This window comes from Tenuifilum sp. 4138str, from assembly GCF_041102575.1.
Lineage (GTDB): Bacteria > Bacteroidota > Bacteroidia > Bacteroidales > Tenuifilaceae > Tenuifilum > Tenuifilum osseticum.
The window spans coordinates 164,422-187,004 of the sequence record NZ_JBGCUE010000004.1; the positions used below are offsets into that span (position 1 = coordinate 164,422).

Below are 22,583 nucleotides of genomic sequence, written 5' to 3' on the forward strand. Positions count from 1 at the left end.
TGGGTTTAATTCCTTTACCTTCTTCAACGGAAAAACGCTACTCTACCTCAATTACCAAATACTTTGAAACCGACCAGAATTTTTGGGTATCGGTAATTTTAAGCTCTTCAATTATTCCCTTCTCGTTGGTTGTTAGGGTATATGACTCCTTGGGATGGGTTGTAACAACAGTAACTTTTTTGGCCGAGAGGGGGATGCTCACGGTTTTAGTTATATCGATACGTACAAAGTAGTTCTGGTTAAATTCAGCTTTCATTTTGCTCGATTTGCCAATCCCTAGGAAACCACCGGTTTTGTCGATAACCTTATTATCAATCAGCTCCCGCCTTGTTCCAATGGCATACCAGGCTGTGTTGAGCTGTTCGGTTTGGCTTTGAATTTTTACACTCATCTCGACCTTTTCCTCCATTAGCGTATCGATGCGCGCATTTAGCTGGGTTACCGTAAAGTTAAGTTGGGTAAGATTTTCCTTAAGCTGTTCAATTTCATGTTCCTTTTCCTCAAGCTGTTGGGTAACATTGGCAATCATTCGCTCAAACTCAGCCACCTTAAGGTTAGCTTCTTTCAACTTTTTTCGGAGTGCCGCAATGGTTTGGCGGTTCTTATCCATCAGCATGTTGATGGTTTGGATATCCTCATCAATTTGTTGGCGCACATCGGGCTTTAGCTCACTACCAGCAATGGCATTCTTGCTAATGGTTTGCTCCTTCTGCTTAATAACACTCAGGTTTTGCTCAATCTCACCCATAAAGGCGAAAAACTGATTAATGGTAGAATCTTTAATTCTTGCCTCGTTGCGTAAGGCCTCGTTTTCCTTGGTTAGTAGTTCAATCTTTTTCTTGCTTGAACCATCGCACGATACCAGCAAATAGGCAAACGTAATTACAATAGCTACTCTTGCTATACCCTGTGCTTTCATATGTGTAAAATAATTGGTTTGAAGTGTGCAATTTAGGTAAAACTTTGTTTAGTTGAGTTTTAGGGAGCAGGAATTTTGGGAATAAACTGTATAGCATAAAATTTTTATGAATCACTACTGTTCTGCTAAAGATTTTTAGTGTTTGTCATGCTGAGCATCGCCGAAGCATCTCTTGGAACATTCAACCCTTTTGATTGTTTTACGGCAATCTCTCTTTGCCATGCATTCCCTTTGCGATGCAACTATTCACCATTGCTCTTTGGAAAAAGTACTGCGTGCATCGCCCAAAATTTTGAATACAACAATACCCAGGGTTAAAACCCTGGGCTTAACTGATTTGCCCTTTCAGGGCGATTAAAGTGCGTGTCCAAAGACGTGTGATAACTGGTGAGTTCTTAAATCTTAAATTTTAAATCTTAAATAAATCGAGATTCCCCGATTATCTCGGAATGATAGGATTCGTTGTTCGTTGTTCGTGAATCGTTGTTCGTAAATATCACTCCATGTGCTCTGTGTGACTCCATGTGACACTGTTTAACATTGTGATACTGGTTTTGTTGATAGTTAATGCAATTGATCCTAGTTTATACTGAATGAAGCAATTTTTGCAAATTATTTACCAAACGCCAATTACTAAATACGAAACACTAAACACCACCCAACTGTAAACTGCATACTGTACACTGTACACTGTACACTAAGAATTATATCCTTCACTTTGCACAACATGACAAAAGGAGGGGCTATTTTGTATTCTAGACGACATTGGACAAAAAATTTTGATTGGACAGTATTGTATAATAATGCTTCATTAATAAAAAAGCTATTTTTCCCTACATTTTTTGCAGGAATCCTTCAACTTTATATCTTTACGTGTCAAAATAAACAGTATTTACAAAAATCATTGAAAAGCGATGCATTTACTTGAAGCTAAAGGAATAGAGAAACGCTACTCCAACCATTTGGCGCTCGACGATGTTAGCATATCGGTGCCAAGGGGTAGTATCTACGGCCTTTTGGGGCCAAATGGAGCGGGTAAAACTACCCTTATCCGTATCATAAACCAAATTACTGGCCCTGATAGGGGCGAGGTGCTATTTGATGGTCGGCAAATGCAACCTAACGATATTTACCGTATTGGTTACCTACCCGAGGAAAGGGGACTTTACAAGAAGATGAAGGTGGGAGAACAGGCCCTCTTCCTTGCACAGCTCAAAGGTCTTAGCCGTGCTGAGGCCATGAAGCGTTTAAAGTCCTGGTTTGAGAAATTCGAAATTCAGGCCTGGTGGGATAAAAAAATCGAGGAGCTCTCTAAGGGTATGGCTCAAAAGGTTCAGTTTATGGTTACCGTTGTTCACGAGCCTGAGCTGCTCATTTTTGATGAGCCGTTTAGCGGGTTCGACCCTATAAACGTTCAGCTCGTAAAGGACGAAATACTGGAATTGAAACGTAAAGGGACAACCATTATCTTCTCAACCCACAATATGGCATCGGTTGAGGAGCTTTGCGACCATATCACCCTAATCAACAAGTCGCGTAACATCCTAAGCGGGCAAATTGATGAGGTGCGCCAGAGTTACGGTAGCAATGTTTTCGAAATAGCTTTCCGTGGAAATCCCGATTCACTAAGGCAAAAGGTTGAAGGTAGGTTCGAACTGTTGAAGATTGATACCGACAACTCGCTACCTAAGGCGCAGGTTAGATTAAAATCGCAATCCGATGCCAATAGCCTTTTGCAGGAATTAATTCCAGCTGTTGAAATAGTTTCCTTCAACCCCATTGTGCCTAGCATGCACGATATTTTTATACAGGTAGTGAAGGAGTATAACCAAAAGCACGGTTTAGTAATCAGTTAGGTTAAAACTTAAACTAGAAAATAGTATGAACAAGATATTTCTCATAATGCAGCGCGAGTTCATGACCAGGGTCAGGAAAAAATCGTTTATCATAACCACCCTGCTCTCGCCAATATTTTTTGCAGCCATAGCCATACTTCCAAGCTACCTAGCTTCGCTTGAGGTTACCGAGGTACGAACCGTTGCCGTGGTTGATAATACCAAACAGTTTATTGATGTAATTCCCTCAACTGAGTATATCAAGGTTACTTACGTAACCGATACTCCTGCCGAAAAGGTTAAGGAAAACTTAAATGAAACAGGCTATTATGCCCTATTGGTGATTGACTCTACCTCCACACCTAATCAGGCAGCTTTCACCATTTACTCCCAGAAACAGCCTGCCATTGATGTTATGCAGCACCTGGAGAATACTTTAGAAAAGGAAATTGAGGCGCGCAAGCTTAAAACCTATAATATCGATAATCTAGATAAGATACTTGCCGATGTTAAAACCAGTATCTCAATAAAATCGATAAAGGTAAGCCAAACAGGGGAGGAAAAGGAGAGTAACACCCTAATTGCTATGGCAATAGCTTACATCATGAGCTTTTTGATGTATATGATGGTGCTTATAACCGGTAACCAGGTTATGCAGGGGGTTATTGAGGAGAAAACAAACCGCGTGGTTGAGGTTATCATTTCATCGGTTAAGCCGTTTCAGATGATGGCGGGTAAAATTTTTGGGATGGCCTCAGTGAGCCTGCTGCAAATACTGATATGGGTGGTAATGACCGCTGCGCTTGCCGGGGTTGGTATCAACATCATAAGCAGTAAAATGACCACAAAACCCGCTACCGAGCAAATGCAGGCCATGGCCCAGGCTGACCCTCAAATGGCACAGGTTCAGGAACAGGCTACTGCAGTAGCAAACAGTGAGGGAATGAGTTTCCTTACAGCCCTCAAGAACCAGAACTTCCCATTACTCATTGGAGGATTTATATTCTACTTCCTTTTTGGGTACTTACTTTATGCGGCTATGTTTGCAGCCGTGGGCTCAGCAGTGGAAAGTATAACCGATACCCAACAGCTCACACTGCCAATTACCCTACCGCTGATACTGGCAATAATTGTGATGATTAGCGGAATTAAGTCGCCCGATGGGCCTTTAGCTTTCTGGTTCTCGCTAATTCCTTTTACCTCGCCGGTTATTATGCTAACCCGTTTGCCTTTTGGCGTTCCAACCTGGCAATTGGCACTATCGGCTACTCTGCTTGTGGGTACATTTATCCTTATTACCTGGCTAGCCGCCAAAATATACAGGGTGGGCATACTAATGTACGGTAAAAAGTACACCTGGAAGGAAATGATTAAGTGGATTAGCTACAGAGGGTAGAGTTTACAATGCTTACCATTGAACAGCTACTTGAAAGTTACGATAAACCCGGCACGGTTATCCTCCTTGAGGGTAAACGTGCCGTTTTACCTACCGACCAGCACAAGCTAATTGAGGTTGGTAAGCTGCTCGCAGGCAGCAGTAAACATATTGTTTTCAGGAGCGGAAATGCCAAAGGCGCCGATTACTTCTTTTCGCAGGGAGTTTCGATGGTTAACCCATCGCGCTTACAGCAAGTAACCCCGTACCGCGGCCATAGAACTAAAGAGACTTTAGGCAGGCAAACGGTTTCGCTCGACGATGTTGACCTGGCAAGTGAACCTAACGTAATATTTCACACCAAGAACACCAGCAATGTATCGCAGCTTATCGATAGCTTTCTTTCACTTGGCGATAATGCTTTAACCGTTAAGGCCCGATATTTACTCCGCGATACCATAAAGGTGGTGGGTACCTCTAAGTTGCAGCCTGCAACTTTAGCCATTTTTTACGATGATTTATCGAAACCCAAAACGGGTGGCACTGGGCACACCATGCGTGTATGTGAAAAAAATGGAATCCCCTATTTCGACCAACGGGTGTGGTTTAAGTGGGTGGAACAGTAAGCCCTTTATGGCTTGGGTTTTTCCATCTTCATCGAGATGGTTTTGTTGAAAATTCCTGCGCTGACAAGTTTGTCAAACTCTCGCGAATTCCTCGGTTTTAGGATAAACTTCGAGTTCTCTTTGTTTTCGTCTTTAATTTTCTCGTAAGGCACTATGTTGCCTATTTCCTTTTCAACCTCAGTAAGCTTGTTTGGGTCGAAATCGGAAAAGCTAATATAAAGTGAATCGTTGCTTAGCTTAAAAATGTAAGCAATCCATACCAATCGACCCTTAACGCTATCGGAAAAGTTAACAACAAACCCACTGGAGTATTCCCTAACATCAAGGTTCTTTCCTAAGGTTCCGGTTACAGTAAATTTATTTCCACTACCAAGCGATATGGTATTCCTGGTGATAGTTAGCGTGTCGTTATCGGAACTGATAAAAATTCCCGGAAATGCATTGTTTAGGTTACTGATACTTTTCCCGTCAACTGGCTGAGGCTTGTTAAATACAATGTTATTGCACGAGGTAAAAAAAAGTGCAAATAACAGTATGAATTGAGGAATTCTTTTCATTAAACTTTACTTTTTCCCTCTAAATAGGTATACAAAACCTTTAGCGCTTTCATATTGCCCGGAAAGGTCTTCGATAACGTAGTAGTAAACCCCTTCGGGCATATCGGTACCTTGGTTGTTCTTGCCATCCCAAACCAGAACACTCGATTCAGCCTTGTAAATTAACCCACCTGAACGGGAAAATATACGAAAATCGAACCATGCCGTGCCGCTGGTGGGTACAATGAAGTTATCGTTTACCCCGTCGGAGTTAGGGGTAAATACGTTAGGGATATTTTCAAGCGGAACCTTTCCGCTAGTAAAGTCGGGCAGGACTCTTATTGTTTGAGTAAACTCGGCTGTTTGTCCGCTGTTTGAATTACGCACATTAAGCTTTACCTGATGTAACCCTGCAGTGGTAAAGGTATAGTAAATGTTTGGCCACTGGTCGAGCGCTACATCGTCGAAAGCGTTTCCGGCCAAAGGGCTACCATCAACCGTCCAGGTGAAGCGGAGGTTTCCCAAGCTATCGGGGTGGTTGGGTATTCGGTAAGCATTAAGGAAAATGCGTTTGTACGAGGCAAGACGGCCTAAATTTCTATCGGGGAAAACAAAAAAGAAAGCAGGGCTAACAGGAATCTCGCGTGAGTGCGATAGGCTTTCGCCATTCAGGGTATAGTTCAGGGTAACGGTTACACTATCGTCCCAGCTTGTATAGGAGTATGTGTGTGTGGGCGCAACCTCGGTCGATGTGTTGGAGTCCCCAAAATCCCAACCTGTTGGTGTTACGCCTGTTCTGGGTATAAACTTTAGGGTTGATTGGCTTCCGATGTTGTTTGTTTCAACTAGTTGCCATGTGAAAACCGAATCGGCTTCAAAATTTTGTGAAAAACTTAGGCATGGTAAAAGCATTGCTATTGCAATGGTTGCTGCAGTTGAGGTAATATCTTTAATCATCGCCGGCATGGTTTATCATGTAAAATTAAGCAAAATCGATATTCTGTCTATATCTTTTCGGTTAATTTTTGAACAACCCTAAAATTATTAAAAAATTCCTTAGCAAAAACACGAATTACTGTATAGCTTGGTATGGCAAGCAACATTCCAAGTATTCCAGCAACACTACCAGCAACCAGAAGAACAATAAAAATTTCAAGGGGATGAGCTTTTACACTGTTTCCGTAAATTAATGGTTGAAAAACAACATTGTCGATAAGTTGGGTAATTAGGAATACCGAAACTACCAGGATTGTAAATGTAAGCATGTTGGCTGTAAACCCTAGGTGAAGCTGTGTAGCCAATACTATGAGCGTACCAAGCACTGTTCCTGTAAGTGGCCCTACATAAGGTACTACATTCATTATACCTGCAATTAATCCAACCACCACTGCTGTTTGAAATCGAACGCCAATAATGGTAAGCCCAATGGTGTCGAGCACCATTATTGCAGTGCTCTCAATTACTATACCCACAAAGTAGCGACGCAGGAGCTTGTTTATACTAACCAGCGCTCGAGTTATTTGCATTTCGTATTTTTCAGGGAATAGCAGAATTACGCTTTTAAAAAAAAGCGTGTCGTCCTTAAGGAAAAAGAAAGTTATGAAGCTTATGGAAAACAAGGCAATAATCAGGCTGATTAGCAGGTTAGCCGTGGATGAGAAGGCATTAGTTATCATTGAAACCGTAAAAATCCCCGATATTTTTGTTATCAAAAAATCCTGCAGCACAAATCCTTGGGCGCTTGCCGGCAAGTAGTTTTGAATGAATTGTTGAATGGAATTAATAGGTTCGGCAAACGATGCCACTAGGCTTTGTACATCAATTGACCCCAACTCGTTGAACTGTGCAATTACAAGTGGAATCATTACCCTGAAGAATGCTATGAAAAGTATCCAGATTGTAATGAGGGCAATGGTGGCTCCCAAAAAACGGGGTGGTGACCAGTTTCTGATTCTGATTGAAGAAATAAAATCGACAATGGGCTTACCCATTAGGCTAAGCACTGCCGATATGAGTATGTAGGCTACTATTGATGAAAAGTACCAAACCAAAAAAGCAACCAGTGCTACTACAAATCCAATAATGATATACCGCACAAGCTGGTTCATACTCCTAAAATTTATCAAACCTAATACAAAATGCTGAAAAATCAAAATTGGGGGGAGAAGGTTAAAGGTAAATAGTTAATGGGGGTTCGTTAGCAGTGAATCGTTAAACGAAAATGGGGGGTAATGGAAGTTAGAACCCGTTAAACAGGGCTATACTGGCCCTTGGCCTCGGCCTCCCGATTTCTGATTCCTGACTTCTTCATGAAAAATCTAAAAATCATTACTTTTGCAAATCATGAACCGATCAAATTACATACATCACTTTTTCCGATGTTGCCTTTAGTTTAGGGCAATTCAATAATTCTATGCAATTTTTGTCTTACTAAATCTTACTAGTTTGATATGAACCAAATAGCTATTTATAATACACTTACCCGCAAAAAAGAAGTTTTTGAGCCGCTTAACCCGCCTCATGTTGGTTTGTATGTTTGCGGACCTACCGTTTATGGCGATCCGCATCTGGGCCATGCCCGTCCGGCAATCACCTTCGATTTGCTTTTCCGTTACCTCAAGCATTTGGGGTATAAGGTTCGTTATGTAAGGAATATTACCGATGTAGGGCATTTGGAGAACGATGCCGATGAGGGTGAAGACAAGATAGCCAAGAAAGCTAGGCTTGAACAGCTTGAACCCATGGAGGTGGTTCAGTACTATACCGATAGGTACCACAGCGCCATGAAGTTGCTGAACGTATTGCCACCAAGTATTGAACCCAGGGCATCGGGGCATGTTATTGAACAGATTGAGCTGGTTAAAAAAATCATTGATAACGGTTTTGCATACGAGCGGAATGGTTCTATTTACTTTGATGTGATTAAATACAACAAAAAGCATAACTATGGCATTCTCTCCGGCCGTAATATTGACGATTTAATAGCCAATACCCGTCAGCTCGACGGGCAGGATGAGAAGCAGAATCCGTTCGATTTTGCGCTTTGGAAAAAAGCATCACCACAACATATTATGCGGTGGCCATCGCCGTGGAGCGAAGGCTTTCCCGGTTGGCATTTGGAGTGCTCGGCAATGAGTACCAAGTACCTTGGCGAACCTTTCGATATTCATGGGGGTGGCATGGATTTGCTTTTTCCGCACCATGAGTGCGAGATTGCCCAGAGCGTAGCGGCCAACGGCAAGCAAGCAGTGAGGTACTGGATGCACAACAACATGATTACCATTAACGGTCAGAAAATGGGTAAATCCCTTGGGAATTTTATCACCCTTGAGGAGCTTTTTACGGGTACACACAGGTTGCTTGAGCAGGCCTATAGCCCAATGACCATAAGGTTTTTTATGCTTCAGGCTCAGTACCGTTCCACCCTCGATTTCTCGAACGAAGCGCTACAGGCTGCCGATAAGGGCCTTGCCCGCCTGATGGCGGCAAACCGCCAGCTCGATCGCATTAAACCATCGGCAACCTCAAGTGTAAGGGTCGATTTGCTAAAGGAAAAGGTTTACGAAGCTTTAAACGACGACCTCAACAGCCCAGTTGCCATTGCGGTTCTTTTCGATTGGGTTAGGCAAATTAACCTGCTTGCCGAGGGCAAGGAAACCATTAGCGAATCCGATTTACATGAGCTAAAATCGTTCTTTAGAACAGTTATCTTTGATATCCTTGGACTTGTTGATGAGCATACGTCGGGCTCAAAGCATGCTGAGCTAACAGCAAAGCTGGTTGAGATGCTGCTGAGTATGCGCATGGAGGCAAAACAGCGAAAGGACTTTGCCACATCCGACCGGATTCGCGATGAACTTGCAAAGCTAGGGGTAATTGTTCGTGACCGTAAGGATGGGTTCGACTGGGAACTGGAGTAGAGTTTCGATTAAGTATCTATTTTGAAATTTATATTTAAAATCAACAAGAATTGGATTTTAGGAGGAATCAAAGTTTTGTCAACTTTGAAAAAGCGTTTTTACTTTTAAAAGATGCTTTAAGAAGAAAAAATCTATCCGAACTGGAGAAAGCTGGAGTTGTACATTACTTTGAGTTTACTTTTGAACTTGGATGGAAGACACTGAAGGATTACCTACTGATAAAGGGTGTTGACCAAGCAACACCCTTTTTTATTAAAACTCTCGGAAACCAATAATGTGCCTTACATCGCGAATGGTTTTTGAGGCGCTTTCGCGAGCTTTTTCAGCCCCCATTAGGGCTACTTTTCTTAGGTAATCGTTATCGGCAAGTATAGCCTCAATCCGCTCGCGGATTGGTGTTGTAAAAGTGATTATGTCCTCGGCCAGCTGCTTTTTCATATCGCCGTAGCGAATCTCACAGGCATTATACTTATCCTCAAAGTACTGGAGCGTATCGGGCGATGAAACAGCTTTCATGATAGTGAAAAGGTTCTGGATGGCCTCAGGTTTAGGTTGATTTGGTTGGGTTGGGCCTGCATCGGTAACCGCTTTCATCACTTTCTTTCGGATTGTCTCGGGATCATCGGAAAGGTAAATGGCATTCCCTTCGGACTTACCCATTTTACCTGAGCCATCGAGACCGGGAATTTTAACCAAATCCTCACCAAAGTTAAAGGCAACCGGTTCAGGGAAGTAATCAACCTTATACATTCTATTGAATCGGTTGGCAAAGGTGCGAGTCATTTCCAGATGCTGTTCCTGGTCTTTGCCCACAGGTACCTTAGTTGCCTTGTGAATAAGAATATCGGCAGCCATTAGGGTGGGATAGGTGAGTAGTCCTGCATTAATGTTATCGGGTTGCTTGCGAACCTTTTCCTTAAACGATGTGCACCGCTCAAGCTCGCCCTTGTATGCGTTCATGTTAAGCAAGAGGTAAAGCTCAGGAATCTGGGGTACATCGCTTTGTATGTAAAGTGTAGCTACTTCAGGGTCAAGGCCGCAGGCTAAGTATTCGGCAAGCACCTGTTTTACAGAACCATGTAAATCCTCGGGGGTAGGATGTGTGGTAAGCGAATGGTAATCGGCAATAAAAAAGAAGCATTTATTCTCATGCTGCATGCGAACAAAGTTGCGCAGTGCTCCAAAGTAATTGCCAAGGTGAAGTTTTCCGGTTGAACGTATTCCGCTAAGTACAATATCCATTTTCCTAAATTTTTTGCAAAAATAACATTTTTTAGAGTTTATTAAGCGATGGTTTTTGTTTCAGGAACTCGTTCAGGGGGATAGGTTTGTTTTGTTTTGCCCATTGGTAGGTTAGCTCATACTGTTCTTTGAGGTTGTTAAAATCGAACATTGGGAAGCTATACCTATAGCTGGGAACAAAAACTAGGGTTTTGGCAGCAAGTTCGGGGTAGCGTTTCTTAATGTGCTCAAGCCTCCGCCAGAAACCTAGCGATGTTAGCACATCGGGCGATAAACCATTATTTAATTTAGTTTTTAGCTCATACCCAAAAGGTTTTAGCTCATCGGCAAGGGTCATGTCCGTATCGCGCTTGCGCGAAATAATGATTACACGCTCAACGGGTTGTTTCCTGTAATTCTCAAACTCAATGAGTGCCTGAAAGGGAACACGGTCGTCGCCAATGCCACCATCATAGTAAGGGATATCGGGAATGGTTTTTATACCGTTAATTCGGGATGGGGGAAAAACAAGCGGGTAGGCCGTTGATGCCATTAATACGTCCACCAGGCTTAGGGTTGAATCGCTTTCACGGTTGATTTTACGGTTGCAGAAACGGTATGTCCCTTCACTCAATGGCGAAGGCCGTAAGCTAACCACTGATATGGCAGTAGGAAAAGGCAAATCGGCCAAGGTCTTATATCCTAGCCGGTTAACCACAATTTCTTCCAGCAGTTTTCGTAAAGGCTCGTTGCTAACCGGCAAGCCCTTTTTATCGGTTCTGAAAACATTATCGTTTTTAATATCGCCAAAAAGTTCGCGATACTCTTTCCAGGTAAGTTTTTTCTCGAGCACTGCGTTCAGCATAACAGCATTAAGCGCACCTGAACTTGCCCCTGAAATGAAAACAACATCGTTAAGTTCGCCACGCTCGTAAAGGCTTTCGAGTAAAGCGGCCTCCTGTGCTATTTTAGCAGCAGCACCTGTAATGATGATGGCCGTACCCTTAGCGGGTTTTTCTTTATCGGAATCCTTCGTAGGGTTTGGCCTACTGGCCAATGCTAAAGTTGCTAATGCAACTGAAAACAGCAAAATCCATATGCCAATCCGTTTGCGTGTCATCATTCCAATGAGGTTTAGTTAGCTACCTGATGTTGCTAAGTTACGCGAGTTAAGTGTAAACATCTGTTTATTAAGGTTAAATTGAATAAAAAGAGTTCAATAATTAATCATTTTAACATACTGAACTTGAAATGGTATTCAATTTTTAGTTAGATTTGCTTATAACCAACCACCAAAGCCATGAAACATATAATAGTGCCCATCGATTTTTCAAAGGAATCGTTAAACGGGTTAAGACTGGCAATAATTTTTGCCAATAGGTTCGACAGCATGGTACAAATGGTGCATGTTCAGAAATACCCCACCGATTTAACACCAGGGCAGTTCGAGGAGGAGAATAAAAAGATTGAAAAAAAGCTGGAAGCTTTGGTGGAGGAATATTCTACCAAGATGTCAAACAGCGCCAATCTATCCTATATCATTAAAAAGGGCAAAATTTACCGCGAGGTTGTTAACCAGGCGCATGCTTTTGAGGATTCAGCCATTATTTGCTCTACTCATGGAGCCTCAGGTTTTGAGGAGTTTTTTATTGGTAGCAATGCTTTTAGGATTATTTCGGCTACGCAATGTCCGGTAATAACCATAAGGCATGGTGCCATGCCGCGCGATATCCAAAAAATTATCTTGCCTATCGACGTTACTGCCGATACTCGTCAGAAAGTTCCCATTACCACTGAAATTGCTAAGGTTTTTGATGCCGAGGTGCATGTAATTGCAGTGGCTACCATGCAAACCGATGAAATTGACCTCAAACTCAACGCCTATACCAAGCAGGTTTGCAGCTACCTAAAGGAGCACGAGGTGCGTTTCCAAAAGGCAAGCCTACGTGGTGATAATATCACCGATATTACCATTGAGTATGCCCTTGATGTGAATGCCGACCTTATTAGCATTATGACCGAGCAAAACATTGCCCTTAGCGATTTTGTTCTTGGTAGTCAAGCCCAACAGATGCTGAGTAGAAGCCCAATCCCTGTTCTTAGCGTTACCCCCAAGGAGATATTTATCATGGGCAGCTTTAAAACTTACGGTAGCGGCTACTAGGCTTACCTTGATATTTTAGTGAGATAAACTTTACCACCAAGCATTTCCAACGAATCGATAGTGGTTGTTTTGTAACCCTCTAGATTATCCCATTCTAGGCTAACATCTGTAATTAACGTAGCCCTTGAGGTAACACGTGGCTGGTTTATACAGTCAGTGTAGATGGTATACCCCTTCAATTGTAGGCTATCGAGTGTGACATAAAGTTTTTGCGGCTCTATGCTAACCTCCTTAACGATTAAAGGTTTTTGAATTTGCAGATATTCAAGCCTATTGATAACTTTTGGAGCATCGGTAAGGATATAGGCTCTCCGTTCATTGGTATTTTGGGTAATCGACTTTATAACCAATTCGGAACCATCGGCCTGGTAAATCTTTTGTGGAAGAACACCAAAGGAGATGTTCCATACTGAAACTGAGATGGCAAACCAAACAGTGGCATTCCGTTTTATTGTCAAACCGGTTGCAGTGATAATTGTAAGGAAAGGAACCATGGCCATAAACTCAGCGTTTCCGCCCGCCATAAAGGCAAAACCTACCTGTAATACTAAAGCCAGCAAGTGAATTTTATGAAATTTTTCAAGTCTGGTAGGTTTTGTATACCTAACAAACCAAAAAGAAAAAAATGCAAATGCAATACCCGATACAACTAGAGGAATCCACCAAAGCCACGAATGTGCAAGAAGATAGTTGATATACCCATGCATTTGGAAAAATGTTCTGAATAGGTTGATTATGCCAACCATAAGAATCGTGGAGTTCAATTCAATTGATGCGTTTCCAGTGTAATAGTCGCTAAATATGAACCGGAAAAAGCTAGTAAAATTGATTTCAATACCCATTGATAGCATGGCAAGAATGTATGCGGCAGGCACTATTGCTGCTGGTGCAAGGAAAAGCAGGGGTTTGTAATCCCTGCGATTTAATTTCCTTATGGTTCCAATTGCAAGGGCAATCCACCAAAAAAACATTATTTGGTGGTAAAGACAAGCAGATGCCGACAGTAGTCCTGAATAAACCATGTTTGAGGTTTTGGCGCTATTCTCAGCTTTTAGGAAAAGGTAGCTAGCCCAAATTGCCAGCATCACTGGAATAGTGTATGTTTCGTTTTCAATTGAAAACCGAAGGAATCCCCAGCTTAGCCCCGCAATAATGGTATAGATTGTGGCTTGAATGGCATCAACCTTAACAAGTCGGAGTAGCTTAAATAAAATGAAAGCGCTAACCGATGCGCAAAGGGTATTCATCAGCTTGAGCAGGTAAATGGTTTCGGCATTTGGCAGAAAAACGTGCCATATTTTAACCCAGTAAAATCCTGTAATGGTGTATAACAGGTGATGTGGACGAAGTAGATTACTGCTATTTACAATGTCAGCAGCATAACCCCAACCATCAATTGTACTCAGGTTTGATATTCCAAGTATGTATATTAGGAATAGGAGTGTAGCAACAATTGTTGCCCCCCAGCGCTCAAAAAACTTTTCATTCATACAAACGAAAACTACTAAGATTCATGAAATCTGATAAAAGTTACTATTTTTGTGTGGTTAAAACAGTGTATAAAAGTATTGTTTTTGAGTAAGATATCATACAGGCATGAGGAACAGTGAAAGAACAAAAGTAAAACTACTACTCGAGAGTGGAGTTGTTGGCGCTGAGGTAGCGGCAATGGGATGGGTACGTACCAAGCGTGGGAATAAGAATGTAGCCTTTGTTGCGTTAAACGATGGCTCAACCATCCATAATATCCAGGTTGTATTTGATATGACCCGTTTTACCGAGGAACAGCTTAAGGGAGTTACCACCGGGGCTTGTATTGCGGTGAGGGGATTGCTGGTTGAGTCGCCAGGTTCCGGTCAGCGCGTGGAGATTCAGGCTAACTACCTTGAGGTATTAGGTGAAGCCGATGCCACTACCTATCCGCTCCAGAAGAAAGGCCATAGTATGGAGTTTCTGCGCGAGATTGCGCACCTCCGCCCTCGCACAAATACCTTTGGAGCAGTTCTCCGTATCCGGCATGCCATGGCATATGCCATTCACAAGTACTTTAACGACAAGGGTTTCTTTTACATTCACGCACCCATCATTACCGGTTCCGATGCCGAAGGGGCTGGGGCTATGTTCCGCGTAACCACCCTCGATTTGGAGAATCTACCCCGCACCGAGGATGGAAAGATTGACTGGAACGAGGATTTTTTTGGCAAGGAGGCAAAGCTAACCGTTTCGGGACAGCTTGAGGCCGAACTGGGCGCTTTAGCCCTATCGGAGGTTTACACTTTTGGACCAACCTTCCGTGCCGAAAATTCAAATACTCCCCGACACCTGGCTGAGTTCTGGATGATTGAGCCTGAAATGGCTTTCTACGACATCCAGGATAACATGGATTTGGCCGAGGATTTCCTAAAATACCTAATTAGGTATGCCCTTGAGAATTGTGCCGACGACCTGGAATTCCTCAACAAGATGTACGACAACGAGCTTATCGACAGGCTTAAGTTTGTGATTGAAAATCCATTTGAAAGGTTAACGTACACGGAGGCTATTAAAATACTGGAAGCAGCTAACCAGAAGTGGGAATTCCCAGTATTCTGGGGTGCCGATTTACAGTCGGAGCATGAGCGCTACCTGGTTGAGAAACACTTCAAAAAACCCGTTATTCTTACCAATTACCCCAAGGAGATAAAGGCCTTTTACATGAAGCAAAACGACGATGGCAAAACCGTTCGTGCCATGGATGTGTTGTTCCCAAAAATTGGTGAGATAATTGGCGGTTCCCAGCGTGAGGAGGTTTACGATAAGTTGCTAAGTCGTATCCATGAACTACATATTCCAGAAAAGGATGTTTGGTGGTACCTTGAAACCCGCAAGTTTGGCTCAGCTCCGCATAGTGGTTTTGGGCTTGGCTTTGAGCGCTTGCTGCTCTTTGTAACAGGAATGACCAATATTCGCGATGTAATACCCTTCCCCAGAACTCCCAAGAACTGCGATTTCTAAAAGTCTATGCTCAAGCAACGGTTACAGCAAAAACTGCTTCAGAAGCTATCGCCGCAGCAAATTCAGATGATAAAGCTGCTGGAGATACCTACCATGTTGCTTGAGCAGCGTATTAAAAAGGAACTGGAGGAAAATCCCATTCTCGAGGAGGTTGAACAAACGGAACCTCAAACGGAACCTGAAATTGTTTTACCCGACGATAACCAGGAGGGTAACGACGATGAGTTCTCCATTGAGGATTACATGAACGATGACGATATTCCTTCGTACAAGCTATACTCCAGCAACGCATCGCCCGACGATAAGCGGGAGGAAATCCCTTTTTCCACCGGAGTCTCATTTCACGAGCATCTTGAAAACCAGCTCGGAATGGCCGACCTCACCGAACGCGAAAAGCAGCTTGGGCTTTACCTTATTGGTAATATCGATGAGGACGGTTATATACGTCGTAAGCTAACCGCAATTGCCGATGATATTGCCTTCTCGTTAGGTATTGAAACCAATGAGGATGAGCTGGAACGAATACTTTACGTAATTCAAGAATTTGACCCGCCCGGAGTGGGTGCACGCGATCTCCAGGAATGTTTACTTATTCAGATTAAGGCCAAGGAGCAGCAAAACGAGATAACTAAAATTGCCTACAAAATACTGAAGTACCACTTTGACGAGTTCATCAAGAAGCATTACGATAAGATTGCTTCAAAGCTTAATCTATCCGACGAAAAGCTTAAGCAGGCAATTGATGAAATTTTAAAGTTAAATCCCAAACCCGGCGGTAGTTTTGCTGACCCTTACGACCAGTCGGCACAGCATATCATCCCCGATTTTATTCTCGATTACGAGGATGGTGAGTTTAGGTTAAACCTAAACTCGCGCAACGTGCCGGAACTACGAATAAGCAAAGAATATGCCGATATGCTCGAGTCGTATTCTTACAATAAGGAGTTTAGCAATAGCCAGGAACGCGAGGCCATCGCTTTTGTAAAGCAAAAGATTGAATCGGCCAAGTGGTTTATTGATGCGCTGAAACAGCGCCAGAATACCCTTCTGACAACCATGCAGGCCATACTCGATTACCAGAAAGAGTATTTTCGCGATGGTGACGAAAGTAAGCTTAAGCCCATGATACTGAAGGATGTTGCTGAAAAAACAGGGCTCGACATTTCAACCATATCGCGCGTTGCTAACAGCAAGTACATTCAAACCCATTTCGGGATATTCCCTCTCAAGCACTTCTTTAGCGAGGGCATGCAAACCGATTCCGGCGAGGAGGTCTCAACACGTGAAATTAAAAAAATACTTGCCGAGTGTGTCGATAATGAGGATAAGCGCAATCCCCTTACCGATGAGGAGCTAATGGAAATACTAAAAGGGAAGGGATACCCTATTGCCCGTCGGACCGTTGCCAAGTACCGTGAACAGCTTGGAATTCCGGTTGCTCGCCTGAGAAAAGAACTTAACTAATCTATTTTTTTTAAAATGCTACAACGACTATCGCTTATACTTTCAATTATTCTTCACCCTATACTGGCTACCACCTATATTTTTATAGTGATTTTCTCGTCCAACTCCTTTGTTGCCTTTCTACCTGTAAGGTTTAAGGTGATGCTTACTGTGTTTGTAGCTATAAATACTATTTTTCTGCCATTACTACTAATTGTTTTCCTTCATCGTCTTAGAATTATTCACGATTATACTCTAAAAGCCAGCAGGGATAGGGTTTTCCCCCTAGCCATATCAGTTTTACCTTACCTTTTCACCATCTTTCTTTTTTCCAGGCTTCAGGTTCCATTTGTTTTAATCAAAATACTTCAGGCAGGAATTTATACACTGATGGTTTCGGCAGCCATTTCTTACTTTTGGAAGATAAGCCTTCATTTAACTGGAATAGGGGGCATCTCGGGGTTTCTTTTGGCTTCGGCCCTGCAAGGGAACCAGGCTGCAATACCAATTTTTATTGTGAGTATATTGCTTTCAGGTCTTTTAGCCTCGGCCCGTCTTATTAAAGGCGATCATAACCCAACTCAAGTTTACGCTGGGTTCCTTACAGGTTTTACATTGGTTTTTTTGATTTTCTTTAAATAGGTAAGTTGATATACCTATTACGCATTGCATTGTTTACTGATGAAGGTTGCTTCTTGATATTCTGACCTTTATCATCAAAAAGAAACACCAAACAACTAATTACTCATTTTGTTATCTTTGTGATTTTAGAATCTAACCCTTGTACCTGTGGCAGCTAAGAAAAAGGTTAAAATATTTAAGAACCTGTGGAATAAGTACAGGTTGAGTATCTTCAATGAGGAGAACTATGAAGAGGTTTGGCAACTTCGTCTTTCCAGAATGAATGTAATAGTTTTCTTTGGCGGATTTTCTATTCTGCTTATTGCGCTTGTGAGTGTCCTAATTGCCTTTACACCCCTAAGGGAGTTCATTCCCGGTTACCCCGATAGCCAAACCCGGAAAGGTTATGTTAAAAATGCCCTAAAGGTCGATTCGCTTGAGAGGGTGGTAGCCCAATGGCAGCGTTACTATGAGGATATCAATATCCTTCTTAACGGAGGAGAACCCCTTACTGGCCGCCAAACCGCAATCGATACGGTAAAGCCTACCGCAAAGGTTGAGCTATCCCCTTCAGAGGAGGATTCATTGCTCCGTATGCAAATTGAATCGGATGAGATGTTTAACCTGTCGGTGGGATCAAGTACAACCAAGAAAAGTAATATACCCTTTTTTATTCCACCCGTTAAGGGTATTATCACTAACAAGTATAACCCTTCAAAAAATCATTACGGAGTCGATCTGGTTGCCGGGCCAAACGAGGGGGTACTTGCCATTGCAAAGGGAACCGTAATACTCTCAACCTGGTCGTTGGAAACGGGTTACACAATTGCCATTCAGCACGAGGAGGGATTCCTTTCGGTATATAAGCATAACAGTAAACTGTTAAAAAGGCAGGGTGAATTTGTTAATTCAGGCGATGTGATAGCAATAATTGGTAATTCAGGCGAACTTACCACTGGACCCCACCTACATTTTGAACTTTGGCACCACGGAGCCACCGTTGATCCCGCTAAGTATATTAAATTTTAGTGGCCGGTATGAAAAGAATTGCAATACTAGGTTCTACCGGTTCAATTGGTACTCAAGCGCTCGATGTTATTAGGGAGCATCCCGATATATTTTGCGTTGAGCTACTCGTAGCCCAAAACAGCTGGGAGCTCTTAGTGCAGCAAGCCATTGAATTTCAGCCAAACACCGTAATTATTGCAAATCAGAGTCATTATCAAAGAGTAAAAGAAGCCCTAGCAAATCATCCCATTAAGGTATATACCGGCAAACAGTCAATAGTGGAATCGGTCGTGTCGTCCGAGGTCGATATGGTTCTTACAGCCATGGTTGGATTTGCCGGGCTTGAACCCACGCTTAGCGCCATTGAGGCAGGCAAGGCCATTGCATTGGCAAATAAGGAGACCCTGGTAGTTGCCGGCGAGCTGGTTACTAAAGCGGCAATGCAAAAAAGGGTTCCAATAATCCCGGTCGATTCCGAACACTCCGCCATATTTCAATGCCTGGTAGGCGAGCGCAGCCCCATTGAAAAAATAATACTTACTGCATCGGGTGGTCCATTCCGCAACCATTCCCTGGAGCAACTCATGCATGTTACCAAGACCGATGCACTTAATCACCCTAACTGGTGTATGGGGCAAAAAATAACTATCGATTCAGCCAGCCTGATGAACAAGGGACTTGAGGTTATTGAGGCCAAGTGGCTTTTCGGCCTTAACCCGGAGCAAATTAAGGTGGTTATTCATCCGCAATCAATTGTACATTCAATGGTACAGTTCATTGATGGGGCCATAAAAGCCCAAATGGGCTTACCCGATATGAAACTACCCATACAGTACGCATTCACCTTCCCTGAGAGAGTAAACTCAGGTTTCCCGCGCATGGATTTTTCCATGAGTCACACCCTTACCTTTGAAAAACCCGATACCAATAGGTTTCCAAGCCTTGCCCTGGCTCTCGAATCGTTAAGGGCAGGGGGTAATATGCCCTGCGTGCTTAACGCTGCCAACGAGGTAGCTGTTGATGCTTTTCTGAGGGAGCAGATTAGCTTTATGGCAATCCCAAAGGTTGTTGAAGGTGCTATGCAAGCCATACCGTTTATTGGGCAACCTACCTTTGCCGATTACATTCAAACCGATTCCGAAACTCGAATAAAATCAGTTGAACTCATTAATAAAAACATCATAAAATGGAGATACTCATAAAAGCTGGTCAATTCTTTTTAAGCCTTTCAATCCTGGTTATTCTTCATGAGCTAGGGCACTTTCTTTTTGCAAAGCTTTTTAAAACCCGAGTTGAAAAGTTTTACCTTTTCTTCAACCCCTGGTTCTCGCTTTTTAAAATCAAGCGTGGCGAAACCGAGTACGGAGTGGGTTGGTTACCGCTGGGTGGTTATGTGAAAATTTCAGGGATGATTGACGAGTCCATGGATAAGGAGCAGCTCGAGCAACCCCCACAGCCCTATGAGTTCCGCTCTAAACCTGCATGGCAACGCTTACTAATAATGATTGGCGGAGTGCTTGTCAATGTTATTCTGGCCTTGTTCATTTATAGCGCAGTTCTATACACATGGGGCGAAGATTACCTTCCTACGAAAAGTCTTAAATACGGTGTTTCCTGCGATTCCTTAGCCACAGAGTTAGGTTTTAGGAATGGTGATAAAATACTGTATGTAGGTGGTAAGGAGATTGAAAACTTTCAGCAAATTGCTCATGATATTCTGCTAAATGAGAATCGTGACGTTACCGTTCTACGTGGCACCGATACATTGAACATTAAAATAGATGAGGATTATGTGGCTAAGCTTGTCAAAAGCCCTATTATTTTTTTCCCGCGCATCCCATTTGTAGTAGATGAAGTTAAGTCAGGAGAACCTGCTGAAAAGGCAGGGTTTATAAAAGGCGATAGGCTGCTTGCCTTAAACGGACAACCTGCACAGTTTTTTGATGAGTTTAAATCCGAAATGCAGCGTAGTAAGGGGAAAAATGTAAAAGTAACCGTTGAGCGCAACGGAAACCCTATCGACCTGAATGTTGATGTTCCCGAAACTGGCATTATTGGGGTTTACCCTGTTGCCGATTTAGGAAAGTTCTTTGAGCTCAGCCACAGGGAGTATTCGTTCCTTCACTCAATTCCTGCCGGTGTTAAAAAGGGTTTTGCAACCATTTCGAGCTACTTAAAACAGCTTAAGCTAATTTTCTCGCCCAAAACCAAAGCATACGAATCGGTTGGCGGGTTTATTACAATTGGTAAAATTTTTCCCTCAACCTGGGATTGGCAGGCATTCTGGAGCTTAACTGCATTCCTATCCATTATCCTCGCCATAATGAACATTCTTCCAATACCTGCGCTCGATGGTGGCCATGTAATGTTCTTGCTTTACGAGATTATTACTGGGCGGAAACCCGGCGATAAGTTCCTTGAATACGCTCAGCTTGTTGGCATGGCAATCCTTTTAGCCTTGCTTTTATATGCCAACATAAACGATATTGTTAAACTTTTCAGGTAAAAGAGTTCTGTATGCTAACATTATTTATTGGGGGTGGAGAGTTGCTTGTTATTGCCATAGTTATCCTGGTAATTTTTGGCGCAAGCAAAATACCCATTTTCATGCGTAACCTGGGTAGAGGCGTAGGTGAGTTTAAAAAAGGTATAAAAGAAGCCGAGAATCAAGAGGATAAAGAAAAGGAATGATTTATGTTTTTACGATTTAGGTGGTGTCTTTTATCACTTTTCTCACTTGTCTTTTTAAACGGGTTTTCAAACCCTGTTAAATTAAATAGGGGACAAAACCCTATAGTGTCTTTAATTGATGCTATTGAAAATCTTCCCATTTTCGTCCCCACAAATCAAACCGACACAGCCAGGCTAAAACCTGACCTTTACTTTGAGTGCCAGCTCGCGGAGATTGGCCGGAACTCGCCCATTGATTTTGATTACAATCCCCATGTAAGGCGATATATCGACATTTTTACAATTGAGCGTCGTGAGCAAATTTCTAAAATGATTGGCTTAGCCAATTACTACTTCCCCCTTTTCGATGATGTGTTCAGCAAATACCAGTTGCCGTTGGAGTTAAAGTACCTTGCAGTAGTTGAATCGGCATTAAACCCATTGGCAATATCCCCAACCGGAGCAGTAGGGTTGTGGCAGTTTAAAATTAATACATCCAAGATGTTTAACCTTCAGGTAAACAACTTTGTTGATGAGCGAATGGACCCCTTGAAATCTACTGAGGCAGCCGCTCAGTACCTGCAATACCTTTACAGAACTTTTAACGACTGGAGTTTAGCACTGGCAGCCTATAACGTTGGACCTGGGCCCGTTAGGAATGCCATTGAGCGAGCTAACGGCGAAAGGAATTTTTGGAAGCTTTATCCACTCCTCCCTGAATCGGCGCAAAACTATGTGCCGGCATTTATTGCCGCTGCTTATGTAATGAATAACTACCATGAACATGGCATTACGCCTGCTCCTGTAGCTTTAGCTCAAAGCCAAACCGATACAGTTTGCGTAAATAAGCCCCTCGATCTTAACCTTATGGCTAAAGCCATTGATATTGATATCAATATTATTCGCTTTCTAAACCCAACCTATCGTTACGATTATATCCCTGAGGGCCCTTCCCCTCAGGTGTTACGGTTGCCTGCTGATAAAACTGGTTTATTTATCAGGAAATCAAAGGAACTTTACCTGAACACATCAAAACCTAAGGTTTTGCCTGCGTTAGCTGTCGATAGCACTTTAACCCGTAAGGTTTACACCGTTAAGAATGGCGATAGCCTGCATAAGTTAGCAATGCAGTTTGGTTGCACCCTCCAGGATATTTACAGGTGGAATCCCGGATTGGATAGCACAATAACTGCAGGCCAAAACATTGTTATTTGGGTTAACCCTAAAAATCTCTGAAAGGTTTTAGGCGTT

At 42.7% G+C, this 22,583-nt stretch carries 21 protein-coding genes; 14 read left to right on the forward strand and 7 right to left on the reverse strand.

What is annotated here, in order from left to right; all coding sequences use genetic code 11:
• Positions 1 to 37: 37 nt before the first annotated feature.
• Entirely contained in the window at positions 38 to 919 is an 882-nt protein-coding gene (locus AB6811_RS05715; RefSeq protein ID WP_369489481.1) for a Cbp1 family collagen-binding glycoprotein adhesin, read from the reverse strand.
• A 914-nt stretch (positions 920 to 1,833) separates the two neighbouring features.
• Here AB6811_RS05715 and AB6811_RS05720 point away from each other — a divergent pair.
• The 3 genes from AB6811_RS05720 to AB6811_RS05730 are packed head-to-tail and all read left to right on the forward strand — an operon-like array spanning position 1,834 to position 4,755.
• Positions 1,834 to 2,775 (forward strand): ABC transporter ATP-binding protein, encoded by a 942-nt coding sequence (locus tag AB6811_RS05720; RefSeq protein ID WP_369489482.1) that lies wholly within the window; start codon positions 1,834 to 1,836, stop codon positions 2,773 to 2,775.
• 25 nt (positions 2,776 to 2,800) lie between these two features.
• Positions 2,801 to 4,150: an ABC transporter permease gene (locus AB6811_RS05725; protein ID WP_369489483.1), complete on the forward strand. Its 1,350-nt coding sequence runs from the start codon at positions 2,801 to 2,803 to the stop codon at positions 4,148 to 4,150.
• Positions 4,151 to 4,158: 8 nt separating this feature from the next.
• Complete coding sequence (locus tag AB6811_RS05730) at positions 4,159 to 4,755, forward strand: hypothetical protein (RefSeq protein ID WP_369489484.1); 597 nt, start codon at positions 4,159 to 4,161, stop codon at positions 4,753 to 4,755.
• A gap of 5 nt (positions 4,756 to 4,760) precedes the next feature.
• Here AB6811_RS05730 and AB6811_RS05735 read toward each other — a convergent pair whose 3' ends face one another.
• From AB6811_RS05735 to AB6811_RS05745, 3 genes are read right to left on the reverse strand one after another with little or no spacing between them, the layout of a single operon-like run.
• Positions 4,761 to 5,312 (reverse strand): hypothetical protein, encoded by a 552-nt coding sequence (locus AB6811_RS05735; RefSeq protein WP_369489485.1) that lies wholly within the window; start codon positions 5,310 to 5,312, stop codon positions 4,761 to 4,763.
• A 6-nt stretch (positions 5,313 to 5,318) separates the two neighbouring features.
• Complete coding sequence (locus AB6811_RS05740) at positions 5,319 to 6,248, reverse strand: T9SS type B sorting domain-containing protein (RefSeq protein ID WP_369489486.1); 930 nt, start codon at positions 6,246 to 6,248, stop codon at positions 5,319 to 5,321.
• A 47-nt stretch (positions 6,249 to 6,295) separates the two neighbouring features.
• Entirely contained in the window at positions 6,296 to 7,399 is a 1,104-nt protein-coding gene (locus AB6811_RS05745; protein ID WP_369489487.1) for an AI-2E family transporter, read from the reverse strand.
• 342 nt (positions 7,400 to 7,741) lie between these two features.
• On the opposite strand from AB6811_RS05745, the gene cysS reads away from it, so the two are divergent.
• Both cysS and AB6811_RS05755 read left to right on the forward strand, forming a co-directional pair.
• Positions 7,742 to 9,211 carry a cysteine--tRNA ligase gene (gene cysS, locus AB6811_RS05750; RefSeq protein WP_369489488.1) on the forward strand — a complete coding sequence of 490 codons (1,470 nt, stop codon included), beginning with the start codon at positions 7,742 to 7,744 and terminating at the stop codon, positions 9,209 to 9,211.
• Between the two features lie 50 nt (positions 9,212 to 9,261).
• Positions 9,262 to 9,486, forward strand: coding sequence for a nucleotidyltransferase substrate binding protein (locus AB6811_RS05755; protein WP_369489489.1), 225 nt, complete (start codon positions 9,262 to 9,264; stop codon positions 9,484 to 9,486).
• Here the strand turns inward: AB6811_RS05755 and trpS are convergent.
• Together trpS and AB6811_RS05765 are read right to left on the reverse strand one after the other, a co-directional pair.
• Positions 9,464 to 10,453 carry a tryptophan--tRNA ligase gene (gene trpS, locus AB6811_RS05760; RefSeq protein WP_369489490.1) on the reverse strand — a complete coding sequence of 330 codons (990 nt, stop codon included), beginning with the start codon at positions 10,451 to 10,453 and terminating at the stop codon, positions 9,464 to 9,466. The two genes, AB6811_RS05755 and trpS, sit on opposite strands and share 23 nt — an antisense overlap.
• A 31-nt stretch (positions 10,454 to 10,484) precedes the next feature.
• Entirely contained in the window at positions 10,485 to 11,555 is a 1,071-nt protein-coding gene (locus tag AB6811_RS05765) for a patatin-like phospholipase family protein (RefSeq protein WP_369489491.1), read from the reverse strand.
• Positions 11,556 to 11,732: 177 nt separating this feature from the next.
• Between AB6811_RS05765 and AB6811_RS05770 the strand changes: the two genes are divergently transcribed.
• Positions 11,733 to 12,596, forward strand: coding sequence for a universal stress protein (locus AB6811_RS05770; RefSeq protein WP_369489492.1), 864 nt, complete (start codon positions 11,733 to 11,735; stop codon positions 12,594 to 12,596).
• A 2-nt stretch (positions 12,597 to 12,598) separates the two neighbouring features.
• On the opposite strand, the gene AB6811_RS05775 is transcribed toward AB6811_RS05770, so the two are convergent.
• Complete coding sequence (locus tag AB6811_RS05775) at positions 12,599 to 14,086, reverse strand: hypothetical protein (RefSeq protein WP_369489493.1); 1,488 nt, start codon at positions 14,084 to 14,086, stop codon at positions 12,599 to 12,601.
• Positions 14,087 to 14,192: 106 nt separating this feature from the next.
• Between AB6811_RS05775 and asnS the strand changes: the two genes are divergently transcribed.
• From asnS to AB6811_RS05815, 8 genes are all read left to right on the forward strand, one after another.
• Positions 14,193 to 15,590 (forward strand): asparagine--tRNA ligase, encoded by a 1,398-nt coding sequence (asnS, locus tag AB6811_RS05780; RefSeq protein WP_369489494.1) that lies wholly within the window; start codon positions 14,193 to 14,195, stop codon positions 15,588 to 15,590.
• Between the two features lie 6 nt (positions 15,591 to 15,596).
• Positions 15,597 to 17,054, forward strand: coding sequence for an RNA polymerase factor sigma-54 (gene rpoN, locus AB6811_RS05785; protein WP_369489495.1), 1,458 nt, complete (start codon positions 15,597 to 15,599; stop codon positions 17,052 to 17,054).
• Between the two features lie 15 nt (positions 17,055 to 17,069).
• A complete protein-coding gene (locus AB6811_RS05790; RefSeq protein ID WP_369489496.1) occupies positions 17,070 to 17,675 on the forward strand; it encodes a hypothetical protein in 606 nt (201 codons plus the stop codon).
• Between the two features lie 147 nt (positions 17,676 to 17,822).
• Positions 17,823 to 18,683 (forward strand): M23 family metallopeptidase, encoded by an 861-nt coding sequence (locus tag AB6811_RS05795; RefSeq protein WP_369489497.1) that lies wholly within the window; start codon positions 17,823 to 17,825, stop codon positions 18,681 to 18,683.
• 8 nt (positions 18,684 to 18,691) lie between these two features.
• The gene (locus AB6811_RS05800) at positions 18,692 to 19,864 is read left to right on the forward strand and encodes a 1-deoxy-D-xylulose-5-phosphate reductoisomerase (protein ID WP_369489498.1); all 1,173 of its coding nucleotides are present in this window, start codon (positions 18,692 to 18,694) and stop codon (positions 19,862 to 19,864) included.
• Positions 19,849 to 21,168 carry an RIP metalloprotease RseP gene (gene rseP / locus AB6811_RS05805; RefSeq protein ID WP_369489499.1) on the forward strand — a complete coding sequence of 440 codons (1,320 nt, stop codon included), beginning with the start codon at positions 19,849 to 19,851 and terminating at the stop codon, positions 21,166 to 21,168. The genes AB6811_RS05800 and rseP overlap by 16 nt, the downstream gene beginning before the upstream one ends.
• A gap of 11 nt (positions 21,169 to 21,179) precedes the next feature.
• The gene (locus AB6811_RS05810; protein ID WP_369489500.1) at positions 21,180 to 21,353 is read left to right on the forward strand and encodes a Sec-independent protein translocase subunit TatA/TatB; all 174 of its coding nucleotides are present in this window, start codon (positions 21,180 to 21,182) and stop codon (positions 21,351 to 21,353) included.
• 105 nt (positions 21,354 to 21,458) lie between these two features.
• The gene (locus AB6811_RS05815) at positions 21,459 to 22,568 is read left to right on the forward strand and encodes a lytic transglycosylase domain-containing protein (protein WP_369489501.1); all 1,110 of its coding nucleotides are present in this window, start codon (positions 21,459 to 21,461) and stop codon (positions 22,566 to 22,568) included.
• Positions 22,569 to 22,583: the final 15 nt, after the last annotated feature.